Origin of the sequence: Streptococcus sp. 27098_8_23, from assembly GCF_041432195.1 — a bacterium.
GTDB lineage: Bacteria > Bacillota > Bacilli > Lactobacillales > Streptococcaceae > Streptococcus.
The window spans coordinates 43,066-67,944 of sequence record NZ_JAPVZF010000005.1; the positions used below are offsets into that span (position 1 = coordinate 43,066).

Annotated in this window: 20 protein-coding genes; 3 read left to right on the forward strand and 17 right to left on the reverse strand. The window is 41.3% G+C overall.

What is annotated here, in order from left to right:
- Nucleotides 1–136: 136 nt before the first annotated feature.
- The gene (locus tag O3652_RS07510) at nucleotides 137–1,186 is read right to left on the reverse strand and encodes an ABC transporter permease (RefSeq protein WP_371590231.1); all 1,050 of its coding nucleotides are present in this window, start codon (nucleotides 1,184–1,186) and stop codon (nucleotides 137–139) included.
- Nucleotides 1,183–1,914, reverse strand: coding sequence for an ABC transporter ATP-binding protein (locus tag O3652_RS07515; protein ID WP_371590232.1), 732 nt, complete (start codon nucleotides 1,912–1,914; stop codon nucleotides 1,183–1,185). The genes O3652_RS07510 and O3652_RS07515 overlap by 4 nt, the downstream gene beginning before the upstream one ends.
- Before the next feature lie 67 nt (nucleotides 1,915–1,981).
- Here O3652_RS07515 and O3652_RS07520 point away from each other — a divergent pair, with 67 nt between their 5' ends.
- From O3652_RS07520 to O3652_RS07530, 3 genes are all read left to right on the forward strand, one after another.
- Nucleotides 1,982–2,392, forward strand: coding sequence for an HIT family protein (locus O3652_RS07520; RefSeq protein ID WP_049485019.1), 411 nt, complete (start codon nucleotides 1,982–1,984; stop codon nucleotides 2,390–2,392).
- Between the two features lie 9 nt (nucleotides 2,393–2,401).
- Nucleotides 2,402–2,680, forward strand: a complete 279-nt coding sequence (locus O3652_RS07525) for a hypothetical protein (protein WP_000777745.1) — start codon at nucleotides 2,402–2,404, stop codon at nucleotides 2,678–2,680.
- Between the two features lie 69 nt (nucleotides 2,681–2,749).
- The gene (locus O3652_RS07530; protein ID WP_371590233.1) at nucleotides 2,750–3,403 is read left to right on the forward strand and encodes a hypothetical protein; all 654 of its coding nucleotides are present in this window, start codon (nucleotides 2,750–2,752) and stop codon (nucleotides 3,401–3,403) included.
- 79 nt (nucleotides 3,404–3,482) lie between these two features.
- Here the strand turns inward: O3652_RS07530 and dnaJ are convergent, their stop codons facing one another.
- The 15 genes from dnaJ to O3652_RS07605 all read right to left on the reverse strand — a co-directional run bounded on the left by dnaJ (nucleotide 3,483) and on the right by O3652_RS07605 (nucleotide 24,558).
- A complete protein-coding gene (gene dnaJ / locus O3652_RS07535) occupies nucleotides 3,483–4,619 on the reverse strand; it encodes a molecular chaperone DnaJ (protein ID WP_084917195.1) in 1,137 nt (378 codons plus the stop codon).
- 151 nt (nucleotides 4,620–4,770) lie between these two features.
- Nucleotides 4,771–5,403 (reverse strand): DJ-1/PfpI family protein, encoded by a 633-nt coding sequence (locus O3652_RS07540; protein ID WP_371590234.1) that lies wholly within the window; start codon nucleotides 5,401–5,403, stop codon nucleotides 4,771–4,773.
- A 70-nt stretch (nucleotides 5,404–5,473) separates the two neighbouring features.
- Nucleotides 5,474–5,716 carry a hypothetical protein gene (locus tag O3652_RS07545; RefSeq protein ID WP_049519834.1) on the reverse strand — a complete coding sequence of 81 codons (243 nt, stop codon included), beginning with the start codon at nucleotides 5,714–5,716 and terminating at the stop codon, nucleotides 5,474–5,476.
- A gap of 17 nt (nucleotides 5,717–5,733) precedes the next feature.
- The gene (gene dnaK, locus O3652_RS07550; RefSeq protein ID WP_049485025.1) at nucleotides 5,734–7,557 is read right to left on the reverse strand and encodes a molecular chaperone DnaK; all 1,824 of its coding nucleotides are present in this window, start codon (nucleotides 7,555–7,557) and stop codon (nucleotides 5,734–5,736) included.
- A 249-nt stretch (nucleotides 7,558–7,806) separates the two neighbouring features.
- Entirely contained in the window at nucleotides 7,807–8,322 is a 516-nt protein-coding gene (grpE, locus tag O3652_RS07555; protein WP_000046025.1) for a nucleotide exchange factor GrpE, read from the reverse strand.
- Nucleotides 8,323–8,348: 26 nt separating this feature from the next.
- A complete protein-coding gene (gene hrcA, locus O3652_RS07560; protein WP_371590235.1) occupies nucleotides 8,349–9,383 on the reverse strand; it encodes a heat-inducible transcriptional repressor HrcA in 1,035 nt (344 codons plus the stop codon).
- 160 nt (nucleotides 9,384–9,543) lie between these two features.
- Nucleotides 9,544–10,056, reverse strand: a complete 513-nt coding sequence (locus O3652_RS07565) for a DUF2812 domain-containing protein (RefSeq protein ID WP_371590236.1) — start codon at nucleotides 10,054–10,056, stop codon at nucleotides 9,544–9,546.
- Between the two features lie 34 nt (nucleotides 10,057–10,090).
- Nucleotides 10,091–10,666 (reverse strand): DUF2812 domain-containing protein, encoded by a 576-nt coding sequence (locus O3652_RS07570; protein WP_371590253.1) that lies wholly within the window; start codon nucleotides 10,664–10,666, stop codon nucleotides 10,091–10,093.
- Nucleotides 10,666–10,986, reverse strand: coding sequence for a PadR family transcriptional regulator (locus O3652_RS07575; protein ID WP_042768018.1), 321 nt, complete (start codon nucleotides 10,984–10,986; stop codon nucleotides 10,666–10,668). Before O3652_RS07575 ends, O3652_RS07570 begins: the two co-directional genes overlap by 1 nt.
- A 111-nt stretch (nucleotides 10,987–11,097) precedes the next feature.
- Nucleotides 11,098–12,444, reverse strand: a complete 1,347-nt coding sequence (gene glnA / locus O3652_RS07580; RefSeq protein WP_001122885.1) for a type I glutamate--ammonia ligase — start codon at nucleotides 12,442–12,444, stop codon at nucleotides 11,098–11,100.
- Between the two features lie 36 nt (nucleotides 12,445–12,480).
- Nucleotides 12,481–12,837, reverse strand: coding sequence for a transcriptional repressor GlnR (gene glnR / locus O3652_RS07585; protein ID WP_000664333.1), 357 nt, complete (start codon nucleotides 12,835–12,837; stop codon nucleotides 12,481–12,483).
- A 76-nt stretch (nucleotides 12,838–12,913) separates the two neighbouring features.
- Nucleotides 12,914–13,441, reverse strand: a complete 528-nt coding sequence (locus O3652_RS07590; protein WP_371590238.1) for an aromatic acid exporter family protein — start codon at nucleotides 13,439–13,441, stop codon at nucleotides 12,914–12,916.
- 132 nt (nucleotides 13,442–13,573) lie between these two features.
- Nucleotides 13,574–18,205, reverse strand: coding sequence for an antigen I/II family LPXTG-anchored adhesin (locus tag O3652_RS07595; protein ID WP_371590239.1), 4,632 nt, complete (start codon nucleotides 18,203–18,205; stop codon nucleotides 13,574–13,576).
- Nucleotides 18,206–18,374: 169 nt separating this feature from the next.
- Nucleotides 18,375–19,574 carry a phosphoglycerate kinase gene (pgk, locus tag O3652_RS07600; protein ID WP_001096770.1) on the reverse strand — a complete coding sequence of 400 codons (1,200 nt, stop codon included), beginning with the start codon at nucleotides 19,572–19,574 and terminating at the stop codon, nucleotides 18,375–18,377.
- Nucleotides 19,575–19,833: 259 nt separating this feature from the next.
- Nucleotides 19,834–24,558 (reverse strand): bacterial Ig-like domain-containing protein, encoded by a 4,725-nt coding sequence (locus tag O3652_RS07605; RefSeq protein WP_371590240.1) that lies wholly within the window; start codon nucleotides 24,556–24,558, stop codon nucleotides 19,834–19,836.
- Nucleotides 24,559–24,879: the final 321 nt, after the last annotated feature.

The following is a 24,879-nucleotide window of genomic DNA, read 5'->3' on the forward strand; positions in this document are numbered from 1 at the left end:
TTAACCTTAAAACTAGGGTTTGAGTAACCTGCGGCTAGCTTTTTGGTTTAATTTTTGATGTTCATTGAATATACGTAAATAAAATAAGTTGAGTGAACTTGTACTCAACTTATTTTTTTATCTAATCTTATAAGTTTTAGTCCTGCATCTGACGTTTCACCTGATAAGGCAGGTACAAGACTTGTAAAACTAAACCAGCACCCAGCAAGGCTAGGAGGGCCTGTTTTTCTTGAAAAACCACTGCTCCGACCAGCAATTCTAACAAAAGAACTGCACTTCCCACACCGACTACAATCTGTTTCAATCCCTTCTCTTTCTCCCCTTTTTCTAGTGGAAAGAGCTGAGTCAAGTACTGGTAGTCAAAGGCATGATAGAGGGCCAGTAACTGAAAGAGCAGGAGATAGTTAAATAAAACTACTACTGCTGTCGCGATCCAAGCTTGCTCGATAAAGAGCAAAGCTAACAAGGATAGGAAGAGGAGACGGAGACTGAGGGCAAAGAGGTCTCCATTTCGCAAGTAAGAACGGAGATAGAGGTTTTGCCAAATCTTGCTCGGCACTTTCTGAACTGTTCTAAGGATGAAATCCAGATAAGCGCGACGTTTGACACTATTTGAAACGCCCTTAACCTGAGTAAAGAGAGCAAAGAAACGAAGCAAGACTTGCTTGCGCTTGCTTTCTTGGGAAACGACATAGTCCCAGTCAAGCCCAGTCTCTGTAAAAAATTTACTGGATTTTTGGCGAAAGAGGAGATATTTCCCAGCTCCCAACAAAAGCACATAGATGAGAAAGACTGGCAAGCCATAACCCATGGCTAAAAATAAGGGCGCAAATAAAAGCAAGAAAAGGGTTTGGACAAAGAGCCAAAAGACCAGTGAGCGCATCGTCTGCCCTTTGAGGTGAGACTTAACTTCCTCTTCACTGACTAAGAGAAAGAGCTTGTCAGGCCCTTCCATGTAGGTCGCGATTCCTCCCCAAGCCAAAAGCAAGGCAGATACAATCCCCAAAAACAAGAGGATAGGCCAGTGGTTTTCAGGAAAATGTTGCAGGAGTTGACTGTACTGGTAAGCTAGAAAACCGATGAGAACTAGCAGGAACAAGACAAAGTGGTCATTGAGAACATAACGCAGATAACCGACACACTCCTTACGAAAAGCCTGCTTTCTCTTTAAAAACAAGTCTTTCATAGCTCCTCCTCTTTGGTCAGAGCCAAGTAAATATCATTCAAACTCGCTTCAGGCATGTCAAAGGCTTCACGGAGTTGCTGGAGGTTCCCCTGAGCCCGCACCTCTCCCTTGTGGAGAATGACAAAGGCATCACACATCTTTTCTGCTGAGTCTAGCACGTGTGTACTCATAAGAATGGACTTGCCTTTTTTCTTTTCTACTTCTAAAAGCTGAATCAAGTCAGAAATAGCCAGCGGATCGAGCCCAAGGAAAGGCTCATCCACGATAAAGAGGCTAGGATCTACCACAAAAGCACAGATAATCATGACCTTCTGCTTCATCCCTTTGGAGAAATGAACTGGAAACCAGTCTAATTTTTGGTCCAGGCGGAACATTTTTAACAAAGGTTCCACACGATCAAAAGCTACTTTTTGCTCAATACCATAGGCCATGGAAACCGTCTCGATATGCTCTCTGAGGGTCAATTCCTCATACAAGCTAGGCGTCTCTGGGATGAAACCAATCTGCTTGCGGTAGCTAGTCGCATCTTCTTGCAAGGTCAAACCATTAATCTTAATTTCCCCACTGTAAGGCGTCAAAAGACCGATAATCTCATTGATAGTCGTTGATTTCCCAGCACCGTTGAGACCAATCAAACCAACCAACTGCCCACTTTCAACGGTAAAGGACACATCTTTCAAGACAGGGACATGAACATAGCCTCCTGTCAGGTTTTTAATTTCTAACATATTTTCTCCGAATCTGGTATAATGTAGCTATATTATATCAAAATTCAATACAGTAGAGGTGGATTTTATGTCAGATTGCATTTTTTGTAAGATTATCGCAGGGGAGATTCCTGCTTCAAAAGTATACGAAGATGAGCAGGTTCTTGCCTTTCTTGATATCTCTCAAGTAACGCCTGGACACACCCTCATTGTACCAAAAGAGCACTACCGCAATCTTTTGGAGATGGATGCCCCAAGTGCTAGCCAACTCTTTGCCCAAGTGCCGCTGGTAGCTCAAAAAGTCATGAAGGCTACCAAGGCTGCCGGAATGAACATCATCGCCAACTGTGAGGAAGTTGCTGGTCAAACGGTCTTTCATACTCACGTGCATCTCGTACCTCGCTACGGTGCAGAAGATGACCTCAAGATTGACTTTATCGCCCACGAACCTGACTTTGACAAACTTGCCCAAGTCGCTGAAACCATTAAAAACGCTTAAGGAGATGCCATGAAACTATCAAATCTACTGCTATTCGCAGGAGCTGCAGCTGGAAGTTATTTTGTCGTGAAAAATCGCCAAGCCATTCAGGATGAAGTGCTAGATACAACTGACCGCGTCCAAGCTATCAAGGATGATTTGGATATCATCCAAAACAGCCTACAAATCATCGACCAACAAAAAGCCCTTATCAAAGAATACCAAAAAGATTTAACCTATAAATTTAAAGTCTTGGAAAAAGATTTCCAGACTAGAATGGCGGTCCTCCAAGAAGAAAAACAAGAATAAGAAAGCCTCCAACTTTCCTTAAATCCATTTTGGGTTACTAGATTCGAACAGAAAAGGGAGGGAATGAAAATGAAACAGTTTGTAAAAGTTCTAGCGAAGGTCATCGCGATCCCTTGTGGTTGCCTCTGCCTGCTTGCAGCCTTGGCATTTCTACTACTGATGAATCTTTTCAAAGCTTCACCAAGTGACATCCGAAAAGGGAATGACGACTTAAAACAAATCTTTACCTCCCTTGACATGCCTCCTGAGAAAGTAGAATCGGATGGACACTATCAATACGAGGGTGGAGGCCTAGATTTTTATGTTACTTTCTCAGACGAGGTCATCAATAGTCACCCCGTCCTAAAAGAAAGTCCAAAACTCACCAAAAACCGACTTAAAGTCTATGTCCTCCAGACAGGAGATATTTCCTACTATAAAGTAGGGGACAACTTGTTCAATCACGGTTTAATACAATTTTTAAAGGAGGAGGGCGAGAAGTATTTCCAAGAAAAAGGAAAGAAATCAAAATCTTCTTACACAATTCTAAATTGGAAAGATCAAGAAAGTCTTAAAAAGGGAATTGCTTTCTATGAAAAAGCTTTGACCTTGGTCGATATTCAGGATAATTCGGCAATCAAGCACATTGATACCATCACCGTGAAATCTGGTAAAGAAGAGGAAATCAAACAACTCATTCAGGAGATGGATACTGCTGGCTTGCTCACTCAAAAGTATAAATAGTAGACTAATTGGAGAATGATTGCTCGATGCTAAATTTCCCAAGATTATACAAAAAAAGAGCCCGCCGGCTCTTTTTACTTTATTCTCCTTCAAAGGCATCTTTTATATGATCAAAGAAGCCTTTTTTCTTTGGATTGACTTTCAAGTCACCTGCAGCTGCGAATTCTTTAAGCGCTGCTTTTTGGCGGTCGTTCAAACCTGTCGGAGTCACGACATTGACAGTAACGTATTGGTCACCAACAGCACCGCCACGAAGGCTTGGTGCTCCCTTGCCACGTAGACGGAATTTCTTGCCAGTCTGTGTTCCTTCTGGGATAACCAATTCAACATCTCCATGCACGGTTGGAATTTCAACAGTATCTCCAAGAGTAGCTTGGACAATATTGAGGTTTAACTTGTAGAAAATAGTTGTTCCTTCACGTTCAAACTTATCGCTAGCTTCTACTGAAACCACCACGTACAAGTCTCCGTAAGGTCCACCGTTAAAGCCTGCTTCACCTTGACCCGCGAGGCGGATTTGTTGGCCTGTTTCCACACCAGCAGGGATTTTTACATGTACGCTATGAGCTTGTTTTTCATGACCTGTTCCATGACAAGTTGTACATGGATCCTTGATTTCTTTTCCGCGACCATGACAGACATCACAGGTTACTTGGCGACGCATCATACCAAGCGGAGTCTGCGTATCGACGTTAATGACACCAGCGCCATGACAGCGTCCACAAGTGACTGGACTTGTCCCTGGCTTAGCACCAGATCCATTACAGGTACGACAGCTGGCTTCACGGTTGTATTTCACTTCTTTTTCTGTTCCAAAAATAGCTTCTTCAAAGGTCAAGTTCACACGGTACTGGAGGTCATCCCCTTGACGAGGAGCGTTTGGATTGCGTGAAGCTCCGCCTCCCCCGAAAAAACTTGAGAAGATATCTTCAAAACCACCAAAGCCACCTGCTCCGTCAAAGCCACCAAAACCGCCAGCACCACCAAAGCCACCGTTGGCACCTGCAGCACCATATTGGTCATAGGCTGCACGTTTTTGATCGTCACTCAAAGTCTCATAGGCTTCTTGAACTTCCTTGTATTTTTCTTCAGCACCAGGCTCCTTGTTGATATCTGGGTGGTATTTTTTTGAAAGCTTACGATAAGCCTTTTTGATCTCGTCTGACGAAGCGTTTTTTGACACCCCCAGACGATCATAAAATTCAGTATTGTTCATACAAGATACTAAGAGCGAACAGAAAGCGACTGAAATTTAGGAAACCGACAAGAAATCCTGATTTCTTAGGAGGTTTATCTAATTTCCAAGCTTCCCGCTCGAGTTCAATTACGAACACCCTTATTCCTTTCTATAGTTTATAAGTAAATCATTAGAGGGTATTTTCTATACTCTGTTTCACTTCATCAAACTCTTTGTCCGATAGAGTAAAAATCAAGTCCTCTTCTGAATATTCGTTCTGTTCTTTAAAATAGTTGTCAGTATTTTCTGCCAAACCTAGACCAAGAATTACTTTTCTTGCAAACTCTTGATGTGCAAAGCCAATAGCAGTAATGATATTTTTATCTTGCAGGACAGCTTTTGCTTTGAAATTTTCCCGAGGAAGAAATTCAAAATAGTCAAAGAAGTTTTGCCAAATCCCACCTGTAAATTTCGTATCATTCAATAAACCTGCTTTTGCCAACAAAATAGGCGCTGAAGAAATAGCTGCAATTAAGACATCCTGCTTGCCGAGTCCCCTCAAAAACGAATTTAATTTTTCATCCTGTAGAGCAGGCCCTATATTTACCATTCCTGGCAAAATGACACAAGAATAATCTTCTATACGTACTTGATCCAATGTTTTTGTAGGTAAACAAGGCAAGCCATCCTCAGAGATCACCATCGAATGATCTGAAGCTACATAATCAATCGTGATGTCAAAAGACAGAGCCAAAATACTCGTTAAAGCGGCTATCTCATAAAGAGAAAAATTAGGATAAATGATACAAAGTACTTTTTTCATAGACTACACCCTCTATTTTACCGAAAAACAGAGGCTGGGTTACAACCTCTGGATTTCCATACTTTATGATTTATAGCGGAATCGCATAGCCTTTCCATTCGCTAACATCATATTTATCTTTACAATTGTCACAATAGCAAAATGCATCTGAAAAAGTTGCTTGATAGCCGTAACCACTACCATTCGGACGTTCTTTAGACCAGACAACAGTTCCTTGACCACAAGGGCATTTATAAGTCCTCACTCTCTCATCATATGTACCATTTTCATGAGTTTCATCAGAAATGAGTTCTAATTCAATTCTATCATTCATATTAATACCTCAACATCTTACTTCTCCGTAAACTCTCCGTCTACGACGTCATCGCCTGCGTTTCCTGTTGTTTGTGCGCCTTCTGCTCCTGCTTGAGCTTGTTGCGCTGCTGCAGCTTGTTCGTAGAGTTTAACAGCAAGTCCTTGAGCTTTTTCATTCAAGGCTTCGAGTTTTGCTTTCATTTCGTCCAAGTTGTTGTCTTCTTGCGCTTTCTTAAGGTCATCAAGTGCAGCTTGGGCAGCATCACGTTCTGCATCGAAGCCTTTTCCTTCAGTTTCCTTGATTGTCTTTTCAGTCGCAAAGATTGCTTGGTCTACTTCGTTACGAAGGTCTACTTCTTCTTTACGTTTCTTATCTGCTTCAGCATTTGCTTCTGCATCTTTCATCATGCGGTCGATTTCTTCATCAGTCAAACCTGAGTTAGATTGGATGACAATAGTTTGTTCTTTTTGAGTTCCAAGGTCTTTGGCCTTAACAGACACGATACCGTTCTTGTCGATGTCAAATGTTACTTCGATTTGAGGAATTCCACGAGGTGCAGCCGGGATGTCAGTCAATTGGAAGCGTCCAAGAGTCTTGTTATCTGCTGCCATTGGACGTTCACCTTGAAGAACGTGGATATCAACGGCCGGTTGGTTGTCTGCCGCAGTTGAGAAGACTTGTGATTTAGATGTTGGGATTGTAGTGTTGCGGTCGATGAGTTTTGTGAAGACTCCACCCATTGTTTCGATACCAAGTGACAATGGTGTTACGTCAAGAAGGACAACGTCTTTCACATCACCAGTAATCACACCACCTTGGATGGCAGCACCCATAGCAACAACTTCGTCAGGGTTTACTGATTTGTTTGGTTCTTTACCAGTTTCAGCCTTAACAGCTTCTACAACGGCTGGGATACGAGTTGAACCACCAACAAGGATAACTTCGTCGATATCTGACAAGCTCAAACCTGCATCTGAAAGGGCTTGACGAACTGGAACTTTTGTACGCTCTACAAGATCACGAGTCAAATCGTCAAATTTCGCACGAGTCAAAGTCATTTCCAAGTGAAGAGGTCCAGCCTCACCTGCAGTGATGAATGGCAAGCTGATTTGAGTTGAAGTTACACCAGAAAGGTCTTTCTTAGCTTTTTCAGCTGCATCTTTCAAACGTTGCATTGCCATCTTGTCAGTAGACAAGTCAATACCGTTTTCTTTCTTGAATTCTGCTACCAAGTGATCGATGATTTTTTGGTCAAAGTCGTCACCACCGAGTTTGTTGTCCCCTGCAGTTGACAATACATCGAAGACACCGTCACCCAATTCAAGGATAGATACGTCGAATGTACCACCACCAAGGTCGAATACCAAGATTTTTTCTTCTTTGTCAGTCTTGTCCAAACCGTAAGCAAGAGCTGCTGCAGTTGGTTCGTTGACGATACGTTCTACTTCAAGACCAGCGATTTTACCAGCGTCTTTAGTTGCTTGACGTTGAGCGTCGTTGAAGTAAGCTGGGACTGTGATAACTGCTTTGGTTACTTTTTCACCAAGGTATTCTTCAGCGTAACCTTTCAAGTATTGAAGAATCATAGCTGAGATTTCTTGTGGAGTATATTCTTTTCCATTTGCAGAAACTTTTTCAGAAGTTCCCATCTTAGATTTGATAGAGATAACTGTATCTGGGTTTGTGACTGCTTGACGTTTCGCAGCGTCACCAACAATGATTTCTCCGTTTTTGAATGATACTACAGATGGAGTTGTGCGGTTTCCTTCTGGGTTTGCGATGATTTTGCTTTCAGTTCCTTCAAGAACTGCAACTGCTGAGTTTGTTGTACCTAAGTCAATACCGATAATTTTAGACATGTGTTTTTCTCCTTAAATTTTATATTCTTTCTTTTTGATACTCTTCTTAGGTGGCGACGCCGTCAGAGCTTGACTCGTCAATCTCTTTGACTAAACTTTGAGCCTAAGGTCTCAAAGTTTGCGCAAATAGCGCCACGGCGAAGAGTATCGTCCTTGGTTCGCTTTGCTCACTATTGCAAAGCTGAACAACTTTCTTAACTTTCTTCATAGTTTATTGTCATTTCGGACAAAATTTTTAAGCTCTGTTGCCTAGTTATATACTACTACCATGGCTGGGCGTAGGATGCGGTCATGGAGTTTGTAGCCTTTTTGAAAGACTTGGGCGATGGTATCTGCTGGATGTTCATCATCTGCTGGGAGAGTTTGGATGGCCATATGATAGTTATGGTCAAATTCGCCGTCAGCTGCGATTTCTTCGATTCCTTCTTCTTTCAAAGCGTAAACCAAGCTTTCTTGCACCATCTCCAATCCTTTTTTAACATCGTCTGTCAAACCTTCAACGGCTAGTGCACGTTCTAAGTTGTCGAGCGATGGTAAGATTGCTTTTGCCAGGTCTTGGCTACGATAACGTTGCAAGTTTTGACGTTCTTCATTGGCACGGCGTTGAATATTTTGCATTTCTGCATGAGCGCGAAGGTATTTATTTTCAAACTCATCTGCACGTTCATTTGCCAAGTCCAACTCTGACTTTTCAGGAGTTGTTTCTTCAGTTGTTTCCACAACTTCCTCTTCTTTCATTTCTTCATTTTTTATATCTTGGGCCATTTTCGCCTCCTTTAATGATTTCAATCTTAATGTACTTCGTAATGATTACTGCTGAGGTAGCGGTAAAAATCTGTCAACTTCATCGTCAAAACACGATTGACCACATTGACTTGGTTGACCAATTGCTGGTAATCCAGATTGACCGGACCGATAATTGCCAGAATTCCAAAACCTCGATAAGGAATGAGGAATTTACTGCTAATCACTGCTAGGTTAGCTAGACAGGATTCCTGACTGTCCGCAACACGGACATTTTGCATTTTATCTTCATGCAGACCTTCACGAATCTCTAGAGCCACCTTTTGCGGTTGGTCAAAGAACTGATAGGCTGCTAGATTGGCAAAATTCAAGAGATTGACCTTGCCCGACACCACAATGTTTTCGTTGAACATTTCTTTAAAAATATGTTCAAAGAGATCCATGACATTGTCCGTTGTCGTAAAGTAACGCTGGATAATCTGCGGAATCTCCGTCCGAATCTTGTAGTGAATATCCAGAACGGTATGACCGAGGAAACGTTCCTGAATGATGCTCTTCAATTTCAGCAAATCTTCCTGTAAGAAGTTTCTTGGAATCAGAAATTGACTGGTAACCGTTCGCGACTCGTCTAGGGTAAATACTGCCAAGGCTGTATGTTGCCCCAAAACAACGATATCAAAGGCTGTCAACCGTTGCCTGCTCGGCTCAACATCCAGTGCTACTACCGTACAGCCACTCAGGTCTGTCAGTAGATTAGCAGCCTCTTGCAGAATATCCTCCAGTTTGAAGAATTCCTGATCAAAGGCTTTGACAATCTCGTATACCTCATTTTCAGCCAGTCTGTCAAAAGCAAGCGAGTGTTTCACATAGTACTGAAATCCCGCGACACTTGGCATCCGACCGCTTGAGGTATGAGCCTTCTCAAGCAAACCCTGCTTCTCTAGAGCTGCCATGTCATTACGAATGGTAGCACTACTAGAATTGATAGACTCTTGTAGCGCCTTGGATCCGACAGGTTCGTGCGTTTTGGTAAAGATGTCAATAATCAGATTTAAAATATCCTGCTGACGCTCTGTAACCATCTCATCACTCCTCTCTGTCCGATCGCTTAGCACTCCATACATCCGAGTGCTAACTCATGATTCTATTATACACCCTTAGAAGAGAATGTCAAGACAAAAACTCAAAAAATTAGCACTCTTTTGTCAAGAGTGCTAAAAATCAGTCTGAAGACCTAGAAACTTATTTTTCATCTACTTGGTATTTCCTTTTAAGTCTGAAAAAACCATAGATTAGATAAGAAATTAACCAAGCGTATAAAACGAAAATAATAAAGAAAGACTGAGACAAGTTTTCTCGATACAAACTCATGCAAACAACAAGACCACCTGAAAAAGTGGCTATACAGGAACGAAGTCTAGACCGCATAACTTCCCATCTGAGACCCTTACTCATATAGACTTTCTCCTCTGAAAGTATATCAGAAGTTGGTTTACGAAGAATTGAACAAAAACCTGTTTCTATCAATTCCCAACCGCTATTTCTAAAATCTTGTAGTTCATGCTTATACTTTTTAAGAAATCTAGAATCATAGATATGGTAGATGACATCGTCCGGTTGACATTGGTCAAAATAGAAAAAACCAAAACGACTAGTTCTATATCTCCAACCTTTCAAGTGCATCTCATATAAAAATTCTTCTTCCTTGTCCAAATCAACAATAGTGAAAATCCTAAATTGTACTTTGCTATTCATTGTCTTACCTCCAAATCAGAAAACATACATGGTTTTATTTTTCAGATAATTCTTTCCACTTTTGAAACAAGCTCCAAAAAATATAAGAAATCTGAACCGCAAAAACTATCAATAAAACACAATCTATTATGACAATCAAAAACATTCCCCAACTGAAAGAACTACCTCTACTGATAAACTTTGAGAAAACCGGCAATAGAGCTAAAAATAGAATCAAAATAGGAAGCATCCGCATTATTAAAATCCGTTTGATCATAGCTAACTTCCCTGTAGCGTCATTATAGATTTCAAACTCAGTATCCGATTCAATTTCAGAATGCGCTTTTCTAAAATAGGAAAAACTATTAAAGTCTGTAATATGCTCCCAGCCACAGTCTTTAAATAGTTGTAAATAGGAGGCTCTCTCTGATTTTTTCATGGGATAAAAGTCCAACTGATAAGACACCTGCTCCGGTTGGCACTTTTCAAAAGTATACTTAACCGCAACTACTAAGTTAGAGTAGCTTACTTCCTTAAGTTTCCAGCCCTTAGCATGCATTTCCCCAAGGTATAAGGCCTCTCTATCATAATCTGCAATTGTAGATATCCGATATACAACCTTCTTTTCCATCATACTTCCTCCCGACTGTTTCTATAGAGCCGTTCAATACGTTTCAATTCAATCTCCAAAACCTTTCGTCCCAAATCTGTTATCTGATAGATTTTCCGTTTTTCCTCCTCTCGGACAAAGGAGATCAAGCCATCCTTTTCCATTTTTGACAAGGTTCCATACATAGTTCCAGGACTAATCAAAACTTGTGAATCTGTCATCTCCTTGACCTTTTGTGTAATACTATAACCATGACGTTCCTTTTGTAGACAGAACAAGATATAAAATCCTGTTTCCGTCATCGGAAGGTAAACACGACGAATCTTATCCGTCAATTCCATTTAATCCCACCTCCTATTTAGTTCGATATATCGCACTTCGTTACATAAACTATATCACATCTCGATATAAAATGCAAAAAAAGATCACCCTCAGGCAATCTTTCTTCTATATTAGTAAAGATCTAAATAATTATCAACTTCCCATTGTGAAACAAATGTTGCATAGCTAGCCCACTCGATACGTTTCGCTTCAAGGAAGCTAGTGTAGATATGTTCACCTAGGGCAGCCTTGACCACTTCATCTTCTGTCAAAGCTTTCAAGGCGTTGTGAAGAGTTGATGGAAGATCTGTGATCCCAGCTTCCTTACGCTCTTCTGCTGTCATGATGTAGATATTCTCTTCGATAGGAGCTGGTGCTTCGATTTTGTTTTCAATACCATGCAAACCAACTTCCAAAAGAACAGCCATAGCGATGTATGGGTTTGCCATTGGGTCCACTGAACGCAACTCAAGACGAGTTCCCATACCGCGTGAAGCCGGTACGCGCACAAGTGGCGAACGGTTACGACCAGCCCAAGCAATGTAAACAGGTGCTTCATAACCTGGAACCAAACGTTTGTATGAGTTAACTGTTGGGTTCATGATAGCAGTATAGTTGTAAGCATGCTTGATCAAACCACCAAGAAAATGGTAGGCTGTTTCAGACAACTGCATTCCTTTTGGATCATTTGGATCAAAGAAGGCATTGTTTCCTTCTGCATCAAACAAGGACATATTACAGTGCATACCTGATCCAGCGATACCAAATTTTGGTTTCGCCATAAAGGTTGCGTAAAGACCGTGTTTACGAGCAATGGTTTTAACAACGAGCTTAAAGATTTGAATCTTGTCACAGGCACGGAGGACTTCATCATACTTGAAGTCAATTTCATGTTGTCCAACCGCAACCTCGTGGTGACTCGCTTCTACTTCAAATCCCATTTTAGTCAAGACATTAACGATTTCACGACGCGTATTGTCTGCAAGGTCAGTAGGCGCCAAATCAAAGTAGCCACCCTTGTCATTTACCTCAAGAGTTGGATCGCCATTTTCATCCAGCTTAAAGAGGAAGAATTCTGGTTCTGGACCAAGGTTGAAGGATTTGAATCCTACTTCTTCCATATGACGAAGTGCACGCTTCAGATTACCACGAGGGTCACCTGCAAATGGTTCGCCTTCTGTTGTATAGACATCACAGATCAAACCTGCAACACTTCCATTTTCATCTCCCCAAGGGAAGACTGTCCATGTATCCAAGTCTGGGTACAAGTACATATCTGACTCATTGATACGTACAAAACCTTCAATAGAAGAGCCATCAAACATGGCTTTGTTTGACAAGACCTTATCTAACTGTTCATCTGTAGCAGGAATTTCGACGTTTTTCATGGTTCCCAGAATATCTGAAAACATGAGACGGATAAAGGTAACATTTTTTTCCTTGACTTCACGACGAATATCTGCAGCTGTGATTGGCATGGGTTTTCTCCTTAATATATGACTACTTGCGATTGCCTAACCGCGACCAAAGGGTGACCGTACTGAAGCAAAGCGCCCCTGCTGGAGGAGTTCATTGTGAAGTGCACGACGCACTTCCGTCTGACTCACGGCTTTCTTGGACTTCGCCTCGCGTTCAGCATATTTTTTCTTAATCGCAGCAATATTATGACCTTCAGAGATATAATCTTTGATTTCAAGCAGACGATCCATGTCATTCAACGAATACATGCGACGGTTCCCTTCGTTTCGATCAGGTTTGATCAACTCTTGATCTTCATAATAACGAATCTGACGCGCCGAGAGATCGGTCAACTTCATAACACTGCCGATAGGAAAAACAGCCATATTTCGGCGAAATTCTCTTTCCTTCATTTACAATTTCCTTCTTCCTGTCTATTATAGTCTAAAAAAAGATAAACGTCAACGAATAATGTCATAAAATGTAACATTATTTTCTTTTTTTCTCCCAAAAGAGTTTCAGTTGCTCAATATCATAATTTACAAGGATTGCGACAAAAACTCCCATAAATGTTTCAAATACACGAGCAAATACGTACAAAAATGTTTCTCCGCTTGGTATTGATAGGGTAATGATTAACATAGCCGCTACGCCACCGATAACTCCTGCCTTGTTGTTCATGGCAACATTTGTCATAATGGTTAACATGGTGCAAATCGGAACAACTAGTAAGGTTACCCAAAAGGCTTCTTGAAATAGAGTGTTTAAAAGGAAGAAAACAAGGGCGTAGAAACCTCCGATACTGTTTCCTAGAATGCGTGATGTCCCAAAATGAACACTCTTGTCAAAGCTTTCTCTCAAACTAAAGACTGCTGTCAAAGCCCCAATTTGAAGCCCCTTCCAGCCAAAAAAACCAAAAATCAAGAGAACTATAAATACAGCAATCCCTGTTTTGAAGGTTCGCATACCAAGCTTGAACTGTGACTTATCAAATTTATATTTTTTAAAATAACTCATAATCTCAACTTTCTACTACCATTTTAACATAAATTAGTTGATTTTATGAGTGAAAATCAATAGGAAGCGTTTTTAATTTAGGGCTATAAAAAAGAGGAAACAGAGTTCCTCTTTTCTATTTAAATTCAGAGCTTAGTTACTTTCGTCTTCTTTACGTTTCAACTGACCAAGTCCTAAAACTCCTACTAAAGCTGCTAGACCAAGATATGGCATGTAGCTTGAATCATTTGTACCTGTTTGAGGTAGAGTAGGGTTACCTTTTGGATTTGGAGTAGGAGTTGTTGGCTCCCCTGGTTTCTTAGGTTCTGGCGTTGTCGTGCGAACTGTGTTTGAAGCGTAAGCAACTTTATTCACAGTATTTACATAGGTATTTTCAAAGGTTCCGACAGCAATTCGTTTCATTTGAATATAAGTCTCAGCTTGGAATGGAGAATCCAACTGAATCTCTTGAAGGAATTCTTCCTTGAAGCGAATGGTAATCATTCCCTTATCTTTATCATGTTCAACCTGTGTTTCAGCTGTTAAGTCTGTCCCTGCCTTGATAACACGACCGTCTTTCAATCGGATATCAACCTTGGCAAGAACTTTATAATTTCCAGTGTATTGATCACCTTTTTGGTCATAATCATCTACAAAACTATAGTCATTTAAGTCCTCAGAATGATTTTGTGGAATCAAACCACCAATTAAACGATAATTGAAGTACTGGTTCAACGGAATTGTTTGGCCATCGATATTGTCACTGCTTGGATCCATACTGATTGTCACATCTTTTTTAGGTGTGATTTTCGGTACATTATTGACAACTACTTCTGTAGCATAGCCATTTCCAAAATCAATTTGGTAGGCTTTGTTTTCATACTTACCACCCGTTTGACCAAATTCAGGTTTAACTGTCATCGGATCTGTGATGAGCAATGATTTTCCTGCTGCTACATAGTTCTTGTAGAATTCGGCTGGATTATCAGCTGAGAAGAGTTGGAAAGCACCTTTAACAGTGATGTTTGCTTTCTTCAACAGATCTTGAACCTTCTTAGGCGCAGCTTCTAAACTATCAAACTGTTGAACACTGATACCTGATACAAGGTTGCCTTCTAGATCACGAATCTTAACCAATTCTGGTTGAAGGGTTAAGGCTTCTTCTGGATAATCATCAACATAGTAGAAACCATTTTGAATCGCTTCTTTAGAAGATTTATCTCCCTTGTATTGGTCCAAATCCCATGTGAGTTCATAGTAGTTCGTTGAACCAGCTAGAACTTCTTTGCCATCAATATTCACACCTTGCTTGTTCTTGTTAACTTTCAAAGGCTTGATGTAGTTGTTATTTGGATTGTCAGGATCATTTGGTTTACCTGGAGTCGTTACACGAACAATATTTGACTTGACACCGTAGGCATCGTTGACTGTCAAGGTAAAGTTATTTGTATAAGTCGCCCCATCATTCAAGACACGACCAACAACAGTTGGATATAGAGTCTCAAAGGATTTTGTCAAATCTGCATTGAAAGCAGCCAAGGTCTCCTCAGTAGCCTTAAAGGTTACAGTGTGACTAGCTTTGTCATAGCTTGTTTCAAAACCTTTGCTTGCAGCCTTAGTCGCTTCCAAATCAAACTGATAGCCAGTTGGAAGTGGATCTACCAATACAAACGAAGTTGTTTTTGGACGCCCTGCAGTTAAAGCTTCCGTTTTCAGCTCAAACTTCACTACAGACTGCTTAGCAACGAGAGTACGGTCGATATCTACTCCATCCTCATTTTTAATTTCTTTATTAATCTGAGGTTGTGCAAAAAGACGATTGTAATGGAAGTGAACTGTTGGCACCGCTGGTGGTGTTGGCAACTGCTTAGGAGTTGGTGCTACCGGCGGAGTTGGCAATGGATCATAATTTGGCTCTTCTGGTTTTGATGGCTCTGGTTGATCTGGAGTTTTTACCGGTGGTGTTGGCTCATTTTCATAGCTTGGTGCTACTGGAGCTGGTTCCAATGGTTTCTCTGTCTCATATGTTGGCTCTTCTGGTTTTGATGGCTCCGGTTGATCTGGAGTTTTTACCGGTGGAGTTGGCTCATTTTCGTAGTTTGGTGCTACTGGAGCTGGTTCCAATGGTTTCTCTGTCTCATATGTTGGCTCTTCTGGTTTTGATGGCTCCGGTTGATCTGGAGTTTTTACCGGTGGAGTTGGCTCATTTTCGTAGTTTGGTACTACTGGAGCTGGTTCCAATGGTTTCTCTGTCTCATAAGTAGGTGCTTGTGGAGCAGTCGGTTCTACTGGCGGAGTTGGTTTTTCTTTTGTAATTTTCGGAACGTTGACCGCACGAATTTTACCATTGAGTGAGTACCAGATGTTTGGTCTTTTACCTGTATCAACCGCCATAACTGGATCAGAAGGAACTACTAGGGTAGCAGAAATAGCACCAACAGTAACATGATTCGTAGGGCCAGACATACTAATAGCTCCCGCACCGTACCAAGAGTTTGGTGCATCTGATGAATCCCAACCTGAACCAGGTTGACCATTTGGATACATAGTCCAACGAGATCCACCTTGGTCTTTTTTAAAGTTCAAGGTTTCTGTGGCATAAATCTTTCCGTCTTTTTCTCCAACAGATGAACCGGAAATTTTAATAAAGTTACCAGTGTAATCCTTGGCCATCTCAATAGAATTATTTTCTCTATTTAGAGATGCAACTGAAAGAAGGGCATTGTCAAAATTAATTGGTTGGTCATTTTCATCATAGAAGGTAAATTCATTTTTAATGAAAATTGAAGTCCCTTTTTCAACATCACCAGTGTAAGCAGAAGCAAAGACACCCAAAGTTGGGTCACTAAAGATTCCCAACCAAACTTTTCCACTAGGATTTTTAAATTGAGAAGAAGGATCTACAGTATATTTGTAAACAATCTTGGAAATCTTTTTACCATTGTAGTATGAATTTTGAAGGTTGGTATAAGTTGCAGTTACGCTTTGCCCACGTTCTAGAAGAACAGAGCCCCATTTAACTTCTGTTTTATTCCCTACATTGGTGGTCCAGTCAGATTTGTCTCCAATATTACCATACAATTCCACCGAAGAAGCGGTAGCACCGTTTTCCAAGTTCTTGACATTTAGATTGTCTAACTGAAGATTTTTCTTGCCATATTGGACTGTGTCTTTCTTAAAGGCTTCATCAACTGCTGCTGCAGTGAGAAGTTTTCCTTCTGTTTTAAGATCAAGTTGAGCATTCGGTTCTAAATCGTAAACCAAGCTCTGAGCAGATGGCTTAGACAAGTAACCATCTTGATCTTTATTATTTTCAAGTTCTACAAGGGCCGCCTTAATTTTAGCCTGCTCATCTTTATAAGCCTGCAACTTAGCCGGATACTCAGCCAACTCTTTTTTATATTTGGCAAGATCAGCTTCATATTTAGCTAATTTTGCTTCATAGTCAGTTTTAGCCGCGGCATTCCGTTGCTTGATTTCTTCGTTTTCAGCTTGGAGCGCTGCATTTTTAGCTGTGTTTTCTTCAACAGCCTTCTCATAAGCTGCTTTAGCATCAGCATTTGCCTTTTGAACACGAGCTAGTTCTGTCTGATAAGCCGCTAACTTAGTTTGGTAGTCTGTTTCGTTAGCTGCATTCGCTTGTTTGACTGCTGCCAAGTCTTTTTCGTATTGTGCTATTTTAGCCTCATAAGTTGCCTTGGCTGTTTCATTTCGTTGTTTAATAGCTTCATTTTCAGCTTGGATAGCATTGTTTTTAGCTGTGTTTTCTTCAACAGCTTTTTCATAGGCTACTTTTGCATCAGAATTAGCCTTTTGAACACGTGCCAATTCTGTTTGATAAGCTGCTAATTTAGCTTGATAATCAGCATCATTATCCTCTTTAGCTTTCTTAATAGCTGCAAGGTCTGCTTCATACTGCTTCATCGCTGCTTCATAATTCGCTTTTGCAGTTTCATTACGCTGTTTAATCGCTTCATTTTCAGCTTTAAGCGCTTCGTTTTTAGCTGTGTTTTCTTTTACTGCTTTATCATAAGCCTCTTTAGCTTCAGCATTAGCTTTTTGTACTCGAGCTAATTCTGTCTGGTAAGCTGAAAGTTTATTTTGATAATCCTGTTGACTATCTTCATTTGCTTTTTTGACAGTTGCTAAATCTTTTTGATATTGTGCTAGCTTAGCCTCATATTCTGCTTTAGCTGTTGCATTGGCAGTGTTGATTTTTTCAACTTCTTCTTGATGACTTTTTAGATCTTTTTGATACTTGTCATCCGCTGCTTTGTTTTCAGCATTGACTTTATCTGTTTCAGCCTGATGAGCTGCGACTTCTTTTTTATATGCTTCAGTTGTTGTCTTTACTTCTTCAGCCTGTTTAGCATAGTCGCTTTTAATCTCATCTTGTTTTTGAGCATTCTCTGTAGCAGTTGTGGCTGTTCCTTTGTCTTTTGTTTCATCTTGAACTACCTTAACTCCTGCAGATTTTGCATCGGCAACTGCTTTATCCAAATCAGTTGATGATACTTCTACTGGCAAAGCTGAGTCTTTAGAACCAGCCTTTGCTTGGCTTTCTTTGGCAACTTGGCTCATTTCCCCCTGAGCTTCAGGTAGATTTGTGGCTGGGTTTCCTGTAGTAGCTACCTCAACTGTACTTGTACTAGTTGTCTCTGTAACTTCATCAGCAAATACTGCTTTGTCTGCAAAAGCAATCAAAGCAGTTCCTAAAACAGCACCACACAAAGTTTTCGCAACTTTGCTTTTACGAAATCCATAGACTTCTTTTTTATTTTTCATTTTAATCCCTTTCCTTATCTAAATTTAGTCGTTACTTCTTATACTAGCACTTTACAAGGCAGGATGCAAATATTTACTCTTTTTTCTTTTTATTTATAGAATAATTCTACATATTTATAAATTAAATTAAAAAGAAGATGGTCATACCATCTTCTTTTAGTTAAACTATTTATTTTTCAGTCAAAGCTGCCAATCCTGGAAGAACTTTACCTTCAAGAAGTTCCATTGATGCTCCACCACCAGTAGAGATCCATGAGAACTTGTCTGCACGACCAAGGTTGATTGCTGCTGCAGCTGAGTCACCACCACCGATGATTGATTTCACACCTGGTTGTTTTACGATAGCGTCCATCACACCGATTGTACCAGCTTGGAAGTCTGGGTTTTCAAATACACCCATAGGTCCGTTCCATACAACTGTTTTGGCACCAGTCAAAGCTTCGTCAAATTTAGCGATAGATTTTGGACCGATATCCAAACCAAGGAAACCTGGGTCTACTGCTTCACCCTCAGTGTCTTTCACTTCAGTGTAGTCCGCAAATGCGTTTGCTTCTTTTGAGTCAACTGGCAAGATCAATTTACCGTTTGCTTTTTCAAGAAGAGCTTTCGCAACATCCAATTTGTCTTCTTCTACAAGTGAGTTACCGATTTCGATACCTTGTGCTTTGTAGAATGTGTAAGTCATCCCACCACCGATAAGAACTTTATCAGCTTTTTCAAGCAAGTTTTCGATAACACCGATCTTGTCTGAAACTTTTGAACCACCAAGAATCGCTACGAATGGACGTTCTGGAGCTTCAACTGCTTCTTGGATGTAGGCAATTTCGTTTTCAAGAAGGAATCCAGCAACTGCTTTTTCAACGTTTGCTGAGATACCAACGTTAGATGCGTGTGCACGGTGAGCTGTACCAAATGCATCGTTTACGAAGATACCATCTCCAAGTGATGCCCAGTATTTACCAAGTTCAGGATCATTTTTAGATTCTTTCTTGCCGTCAACATCTTCGAAACGAGTGTTTTCAACCAAGAGAACTTGTCCATCTTCAAGAGCATTAACAGCGGCTTCCAATTCAGCACCACGTGTAACACCTGGGATAAATTTAACTTCTTGTCCCAATTTAGCAGCCAAGTCAGCAGCTACAGGAGCAAGTGATTTACCTTCTTTGTCTGCTTCTTCTTTTACACGTCCAAGGTGAGAGAAGAGGATTGCACGTCCACCTTGTTCAAGGATGTACTTGATAGTTGGAAGAGCTGCAGTGATACGGTTGTCATTGGTAATCACGCCATCTTTAACAGGTACGTTGAAGTCAACACGAACGAGAACTTTTTTCCCTTTCAAGTCAACGTCTTTAACAGTCAATTTTGCCATTAGATATGACTCCTTCTTTTTTTATACGTGTTAATTATATCACAAAATCCGCAAAAGAGATAGAAAAACCCTAAACTTTTCTTGTTCATTCTTGCAACTAAAACTAATATTTTTTATAATATAAGCTAGAAAAACCTTGCAAAACAACTCATTTACTCATTCTTTCACTGATTTCTACTAGTTAAAACAAGGCCTGACTAATCTACAGTCAAACCTTGTTTTTTATTTTTATGAGAAAATCCAAGATTCGTAAATCCGATTAGTCTTCTCTCCTCTTTTTAGAGAGCAAGCCGTAGCCACTCATTACTCCGAGGAGTCCCAGCGCTACTAGACTAGCATCTCTTGTCGCTCCCATATTTGGCAGCTCTTTACTTACTTCTTCAACTTTTGCTGGTGCTGCTGAAAGAGCTTGATCCCTTGTTTGTGAGACTTGATCCTCTTTCGTTCCTACTTCAACAATTTCTGGAAGGGCTTCCTTGAGAACTTCAGTTGAAAGAAGAGTGCGTTTGCCTTGGGCATCCACCTCTACAAAGTGACGAACTTGGCCTTCCACACCTGCTTGAACTAGCTGACGTTGACCTTTCAGAAGGCTTGCATTTGGTCGTTCTTGACGTTCGAAGGCCATTGTAGCCTCTTCAACTTCCAGTTTCGGAGTTGCTAGAACTAAATCTTTCACACCTTCAGCTGGTTGGTTGCTTGACAGAACTTTCGTTCCTACTTCAACAATTTCTGGAAGAGCTTCCTTGACTACCTCAGTCGAACGAAGAGTGCGTTTGCCCTGAGCATCAACTTCTACAAAGTGACGAATTTGACCTTCAACTCCAGCTTGCACTAGCTGCCGTTGGCCTTTGAGAAGTTCGGCGTTTTGTCTCTCCTGACGTTCAAAGGCTGTTGTTTCAGTTTCAATAACTAGTTCAGGGAGGGCCTCGACCGTTGGAGCCACTTCATTTGGATCCATGCTACCAACATGGTGACTTTCTTCTGCAGGAGCTAGTTTCTTATTCAGCTTTTCTTTCATGTCCGCAAAAGCTTGTGGAGTTGGCATCTCTGAAGCCAACAAAGTTTCTGCCTGTTCAATCAACTCCGCTTTAGGATCTTTTTCACGGACGGATTCGAGCAAGCCTTCCAATTCTTCTCTAGCAGTCTGATAACTTTGATTTCCATCCAGGTCTGTCCCTGCTTGTTTCAACTCATTCAAAGCTTTGTTGACCTCTTCTTGACTGGCATCATGGTTTTCTGCTACAGCTTTCGCTGCATTGAGCTTCTCTACTAGTGCTGTTTGTTTGTCCTCGCTTGAGAAGGTGTAGGCAAGGGTTGACTGACGGCCTTGGGCAGCAGTGATTTCTTGTTTGAGGTACTCATCATTGACTGCAGCCTTTGGAGAAACCAAGACATCAAACTCAGCGGTGTGCCCCTTGTAATGCAAGGTCAAGGTCTGACGACCAGTCTTTTGAGCATCGTAGCCCGTAATTTCAACACCTTGATCTGTGAAGGCATGACTTTCTTCTGTCTCATCATCATAGAGAACGCCGAAGCGACCTTCTGCAAGATCCAGTTGCTCTCCTACTAGATAGTCTGTTTTCGGTTTCTGAGTAATATACAGACCTGCTACTTCCTTTGGTTTTCCTTCATCTTGACCAGTCACTTGTACCTTCAAGTCACCGCTTACTGGAAGTCCAAGATAGCTAACTGTGAGCTTTTGTTCCCCTTTTTGATGAGCGTTGTAGCCAGATACTGTCACACCTGAGTGAGTAAGGTTAATCAGCTCGTCTGCTTGTCCCCCTTCGTATTGAACACGGAGAGTGCCGCCTCTAAGGTCCAGTTTTTCTCCCTCTTTATAAACTGTCTTCTTAGGCCCTTTTTCAAGGCTAACTGTAGCAATTTTTCTTTCATCCTGCGGAATCGCTACTGCCAAGGTGTTACTGATTTCTTTACCAGGTAGTTGGGTACGATAGTATAGGAGATTTGGTTGCTTGTCAAAGGCCAATGGTGCAGTTGCCAGGTCGCCACCAGTTTCAGTCTTCAAGGTTGCAATTGGTGTTTGTGAGTCTGCCTTGTCGTAAACGGTGATAGTTGCACCCGCTGGAACATCAGAGAAGCCTAGTTGAACTTGATGGTTTCCAAGTGAACGGGCAGCTACCTTAGCCATTGGAATATTTTGGCTTTCTGTATCCAAGGTTTCGTACATCTTCCAATTGTAGATACGAATGGCTTTCCAAGGCGTCCCATTATCTGAAGTGATAACTTTTAGGCGCCAGTCTTGGGCAGTAATTGGTTTGTCAAGAGTGATATCCGTAACGTGCGCTTTGTTGCCACGGACTTCTTTAGCTAGTTTCCACTCACCGTCTGTATCCTTGTAGTAAAGATCAAAGTCTTTGGTATTCATCAAACCATCGTTAACAGACTCACCACCGGCTCCTGCATGATCCATAACCCATCTAACAACGGTACGTGGCTTGGTCAAACGAATATCCACACTACCGCTCAACTGAGCTGAAGACCACTTATCTGACAAGCTAGTAATGGTACCGTTCAACATACCTTCAATGCCTTCTCCACCTTCAGTATTTGGGAAAGTGCTACCTATGACCTTTGCACCTGGAACGATATTTTCAGCTAAAGGTCTTGGGAGGGTCGTATCCTGAACTGTCATGCCCCAGTTGAATGACGCAGTTGCAGCCTCAGAACGGAGTCCATTTTTACCAACTGCAACGACTTTCAATTCCTGAGTCGTACCAGTCGCATTAGCAGAACGGCTAACTTTTGGCAAGTAGATGGTTGAAGCAGATGAACCCGTCAACAAACGCCAGTTATCCCCATCTTTTTCGTAAACTTCATAGAAATCCGCATCTTGGTTACCCGAAAATTGAACCACTGCTTCAGCTTCTTGGGCATTCTTAAGAGATTGCTTCACCACAGAGAGACCTGTAGGTGCTTGTGGCGCTTGGTGATTATCCGTGATAGTTAATTGTCCTAGGTTGAACTGATAATCTTTTACAGCCCCTTCATGTTCGAAGAAGAGTTTGACTGCATAGATGGTTTTACCTGCTAGTGAGCTAAGGTCAAATTCTTCATTCTTCCAGTCATCAGAGAGAGTTAGTTCTTTCCATGCCTCTGCATCCTCAAATTTGTAATCTGGAGTCGTAGAGAAGGCCATATAAACTTTCGAGCCTTTTCCTCCCTTGTGGGCAACCCGAAGTTTGGTTTTCTCCGTTACTTCTAGTTTGGTAGAATACAAATTCACATCTTGGTCCGTCTTACCAGCTACATCACCTGAGAATTTAAGAGAATTTCCGCCATTGTAGGCATCTGTAAAGTCATATTCTGCACGAAGTTTTTCCCCCGTTGAAGTCTGCCACCAGCGCCATGTTGGCAAGACACCTGAAACCGAACGGTAGTTCCACTCAGAATCCTTAGAAACTTTACCGTCTACAAACCACTTTCTACCATGACCTGTATTAAAAGAGGTAGTGAAGGTGCGTCCTACTGCTGGTGTGCGGTCCGCAACTAAATTGGCAATTCCATACCACTCTTTATCTCCTGGTTTTTGAGCCGTTGGATCTCCTTGGTAACCTGTGAAGAAGATGTCTTCGTTCTTATGGTAGTCTTCACCTGTTTTTCCTAGACTAGTAATCGTATCCGGTGCAAAAAGTCCAAGTGACAAGCGCAACTTGCCTTTTTCATCTAAAAGAGCATCCCAGTTGACCTTGGTCTTATATGAACCACCTTGTTGCAATTCCAAGCCTGCAAAGACATCATACTGGCTACGTTCTAGCCATTTGGCCATCTCTACGGAGTGGTCATTCTTTTCCTTGTTCCAGTTGAAATTGGCAAAAAATTGATCTGCAGGGACTTTGTCTCCTTCTTTTTGCATGAACTGGTAGTTGTAATCACCTAGACCATCTTCGTGGTAACGACCATATTTGTAGGTCATGGCATCGTACCAAGCATACTTGATTGGGTGGTTGACCTTAGCTGCATATTCTTTTGTATAGAGCATGAATTGGCGCATTTTTTCACCAAGAGGTGCTACCAATTCCCCCGTTGTTTCCTGATTAATGAAGTAACCATCAAAGCCATAGTACTTAGCAAGATCGACAAGCTTTCGTGCGATAGGGAAGGTGCCATCTGCATCTTGTTTCAAGGCAGCTGCAAATTTCTCTTGGTCGGCAATGCTGTTTGACCAGTTGAAGAAGAGGGTTCCATAAACGGGAACTCCGTTGCGGTGCCCTGCATCAATGACATCTGGAGTTGGAACTAGACCTTCCCAGAAGACCATTGAATCCAAGTATTGCCAGTAGTCAAAAGCGTAGGCCTTGAATTCTTCTCCACCAACAGAAGCGTGGTCTTTGGCCTTTGAGTTGGTATTTGCTAGCGCCTGAACTTTAGCTCTTCTGCTTGCTTTTTCGTTAACCAACTGGCCTCTATGGCGCTTGGCGAGTTCAACTGAGGAACGGTTGATGGAATCATCCTCACGCGCACGCGGTTCCCATTTCAACAAATCTTCCCAAGTATCAAATTTGATTTCTTTTGGTCGGAGACTCTTTTCTTCATTTTTAGGAACGTCTGCTAGAGTCGGTTTGTCGACTTTCTTCTCAGCCGCTTGAGGAGCTTCCTCTGGTTTGACTTCTTCTTTATCAGTTGGTTGAGCAGGTTTTTCAGCTTTATCTGCCGGAGCGGGTTTTGCCTCTTCTTTTTCATTGACCAAATCAGCTATTGCTGGAGTGTTTTCTGAAATTGGTTGCTCAGCTACTTTGTTCTCTGTTTCCGATAATTGTTTTTCGATAGCTGCAGTATCTGGATTAGTTGTCTCACTAGCGCTTGTAGCTTGAGCGCTCGTATTAGCAGCTACTTCAGGAACAGCGACCTGTTCAGCAAGAGCTGGGCTTGCGAATAGAGCTGAACCAATCATCAAGGAACAAGCCCCGATTGACAGCTTACGAATACTGTAACGGCAACGTTTTTCAAAAAATAGATCTTTCATCTTATCCTCCTAATAAAATATAAAGTAAGCGCTTTACTTTTTGATAAAAAGTAACTGTTCTCAGTGCACACCACCAGAACAGGATCATCTTCATTTTATCCTATATGAAAGCGATGTCAATCTATTTAACATAAAAACTATAACTAGGATAATAATCAGTAAAATTTGGACACAATCCTATAAATCATCTATCTTAAAGGGAATCTATCTCTCATTTTACAAGAAAGTTCTTGTTTCTTATGAAAATTTCAGCTAAACACTTGTGAGATTTACTTTTATCCTTTAAAATAGAATAGGAGAAATTCCGTTATTATTTTCCGG

What these genes read in the sequence shown, in the direction of transcription:
- O3652_RS07510 (WP_371590231.1), bottom strand. Translation starts at nt 1,186, where the DNA reads ATGAAAGACTTGTTTTTAAAGAGAAAGCAGGCTTTTCGTAAGGAGTGT.
- O3652_RS07515 (WP_371590232.1), bottom strand. Translation starts at nt 1,914, where the DNA reads ATGTTAGAAATTAAAAACCTGACAGGAGGCTATGTTCATGTCCCTGTC.
- O3652_RS07520 (WP_049485019.1), top strand. Translation starts at nt 1,982, where the DNA reads ATGTCAGATTGCATTTTTTGTAAGATTATCGCAGGGGAGATTCCTGCT.
- O3652_RS07525 (WP_000777745.1), top strand. Translation starts at nt 2,402, where the DNA reads ATGAAACTATCAAATCTACTGCTATTCGCAGGAGCTGCAGCTGGAAGT.
- O3652_RS07530 (WP_371590233.1), top strand. Translation starts at nt 2,750, where the DNA reads ATGAAACAGTTTGTAAAAGTTCTAGCGAAGGTCATCGCGATCCCTTGT.
- dnaJ (WP_084917195.1), bottom strand. Translation starts at nt 4,619, where the DNA reads ATGAACAATACTGAATTTTATGATCGTCTGGGGGTGTCAAAAAACGCT.
- O3652_RS07540 (WP_371590234.1), bottom strand. Translation starts at nt 5,403, where the DNA reads ATGAAAAAAGTACTTTGTATCATTTATCCTAATTTTTCTCTTTATGAG.
- O3652_RS07545 (WP_049519834.1), bottom strand. Translation starts at nt 5,716, where the DNA reads ATGAATGATAGAATTGAATTAGAACTCATTTCTGATGAAACTCATGAA.
- dnaK (WP_049485025.1), bottom strand. Translation starts at nt 7,557, where the DNA reads ATGTCTAAAATTATCGGTATTGACTTAGGTACAACAAACTCAGCAGTT.
- grpE (WP_000046025.1), bottom strand. Translation starts at nt 8,322, where the DNA reads ATGGCCCAAGATATAAAAAATGAAGAAATGAAAGAAGAGGAAGTTGTG.
- hrcA (WP_371590235.1), bottom strand. Translation starts at nt 9,383, where the DNA reads ATGGTTACAGAGCGTCAGCAGGATATTTTAAATCTGATTATTGACATC.
- O3652_RS07565 (WP_371590236.1), bottom strand. Translation starts at nt 10,056, where the DNA reads ATGAATAGCAAAGTACAATTTAGGATTTTCACTATTGTTGATTTGGAC.
- O3652_RS07570 (WP_371590253.1), bottom strand. Translation starts at nt 10,666, where the DNA reads ATGGAAAAGAAGGTTGTATATCGGATATCTACAATTGCAGATTATGAT.
- O3652_RS07575 (WP_042768018.1), bottom strand. Translation starts at nt 10,986, where the DNA reads ATGGAATTGACGGATAAGATTCGTCGTGTTTACCTTCCGATGACGGAA.
- glnA (WP_001122885.1), bottom strand. Translation starts at nt 12,444, where the DNA reads ATGCCAATCACAGCTGCAGATATTCGTCGTGAAGTCAAGGAAAAAAAT.
- glnR (WP_000664333.1), bottom strand. Translation starts at nt 12,837, where the DNA reads ATGAAGGAAAGAGAATTTCGCCGAAATATGGCTGTTTTTCCTATCGGC.
- O3652_RS07590 (WP_371590238.1), bottom strand. Translation starts at nt 13,441, where the DNA reads ATGAGTTATTTTAAAAAATATAAATTTGATAAGTCACAGTTCAAGCTT.
- O3652_RS07595 (WP_371590239.1), bottom strand. Translation starts at nt 18,205, where the DNA reads ATGAAAAATAAAAAAGAAGTCTATGGATTTCGTAAAAGCAAAGTTGCG.
- pgk (WP_001096770.1), bottom strand. Translation starts at nt 19,574, where the DNA reads ATGGCAAAATTGACTGTTAAAGACGTTGACTTGAAAGGGAAAAAAGTT.
- O3652_RS07605 (WP_371590240.1), bottom strand. Translation starts at nt 24,558, where the DNA reads ATGAAAGATCTATTTTTTGAAAAACGTTGCCGTTACAGTATTCGTAAG.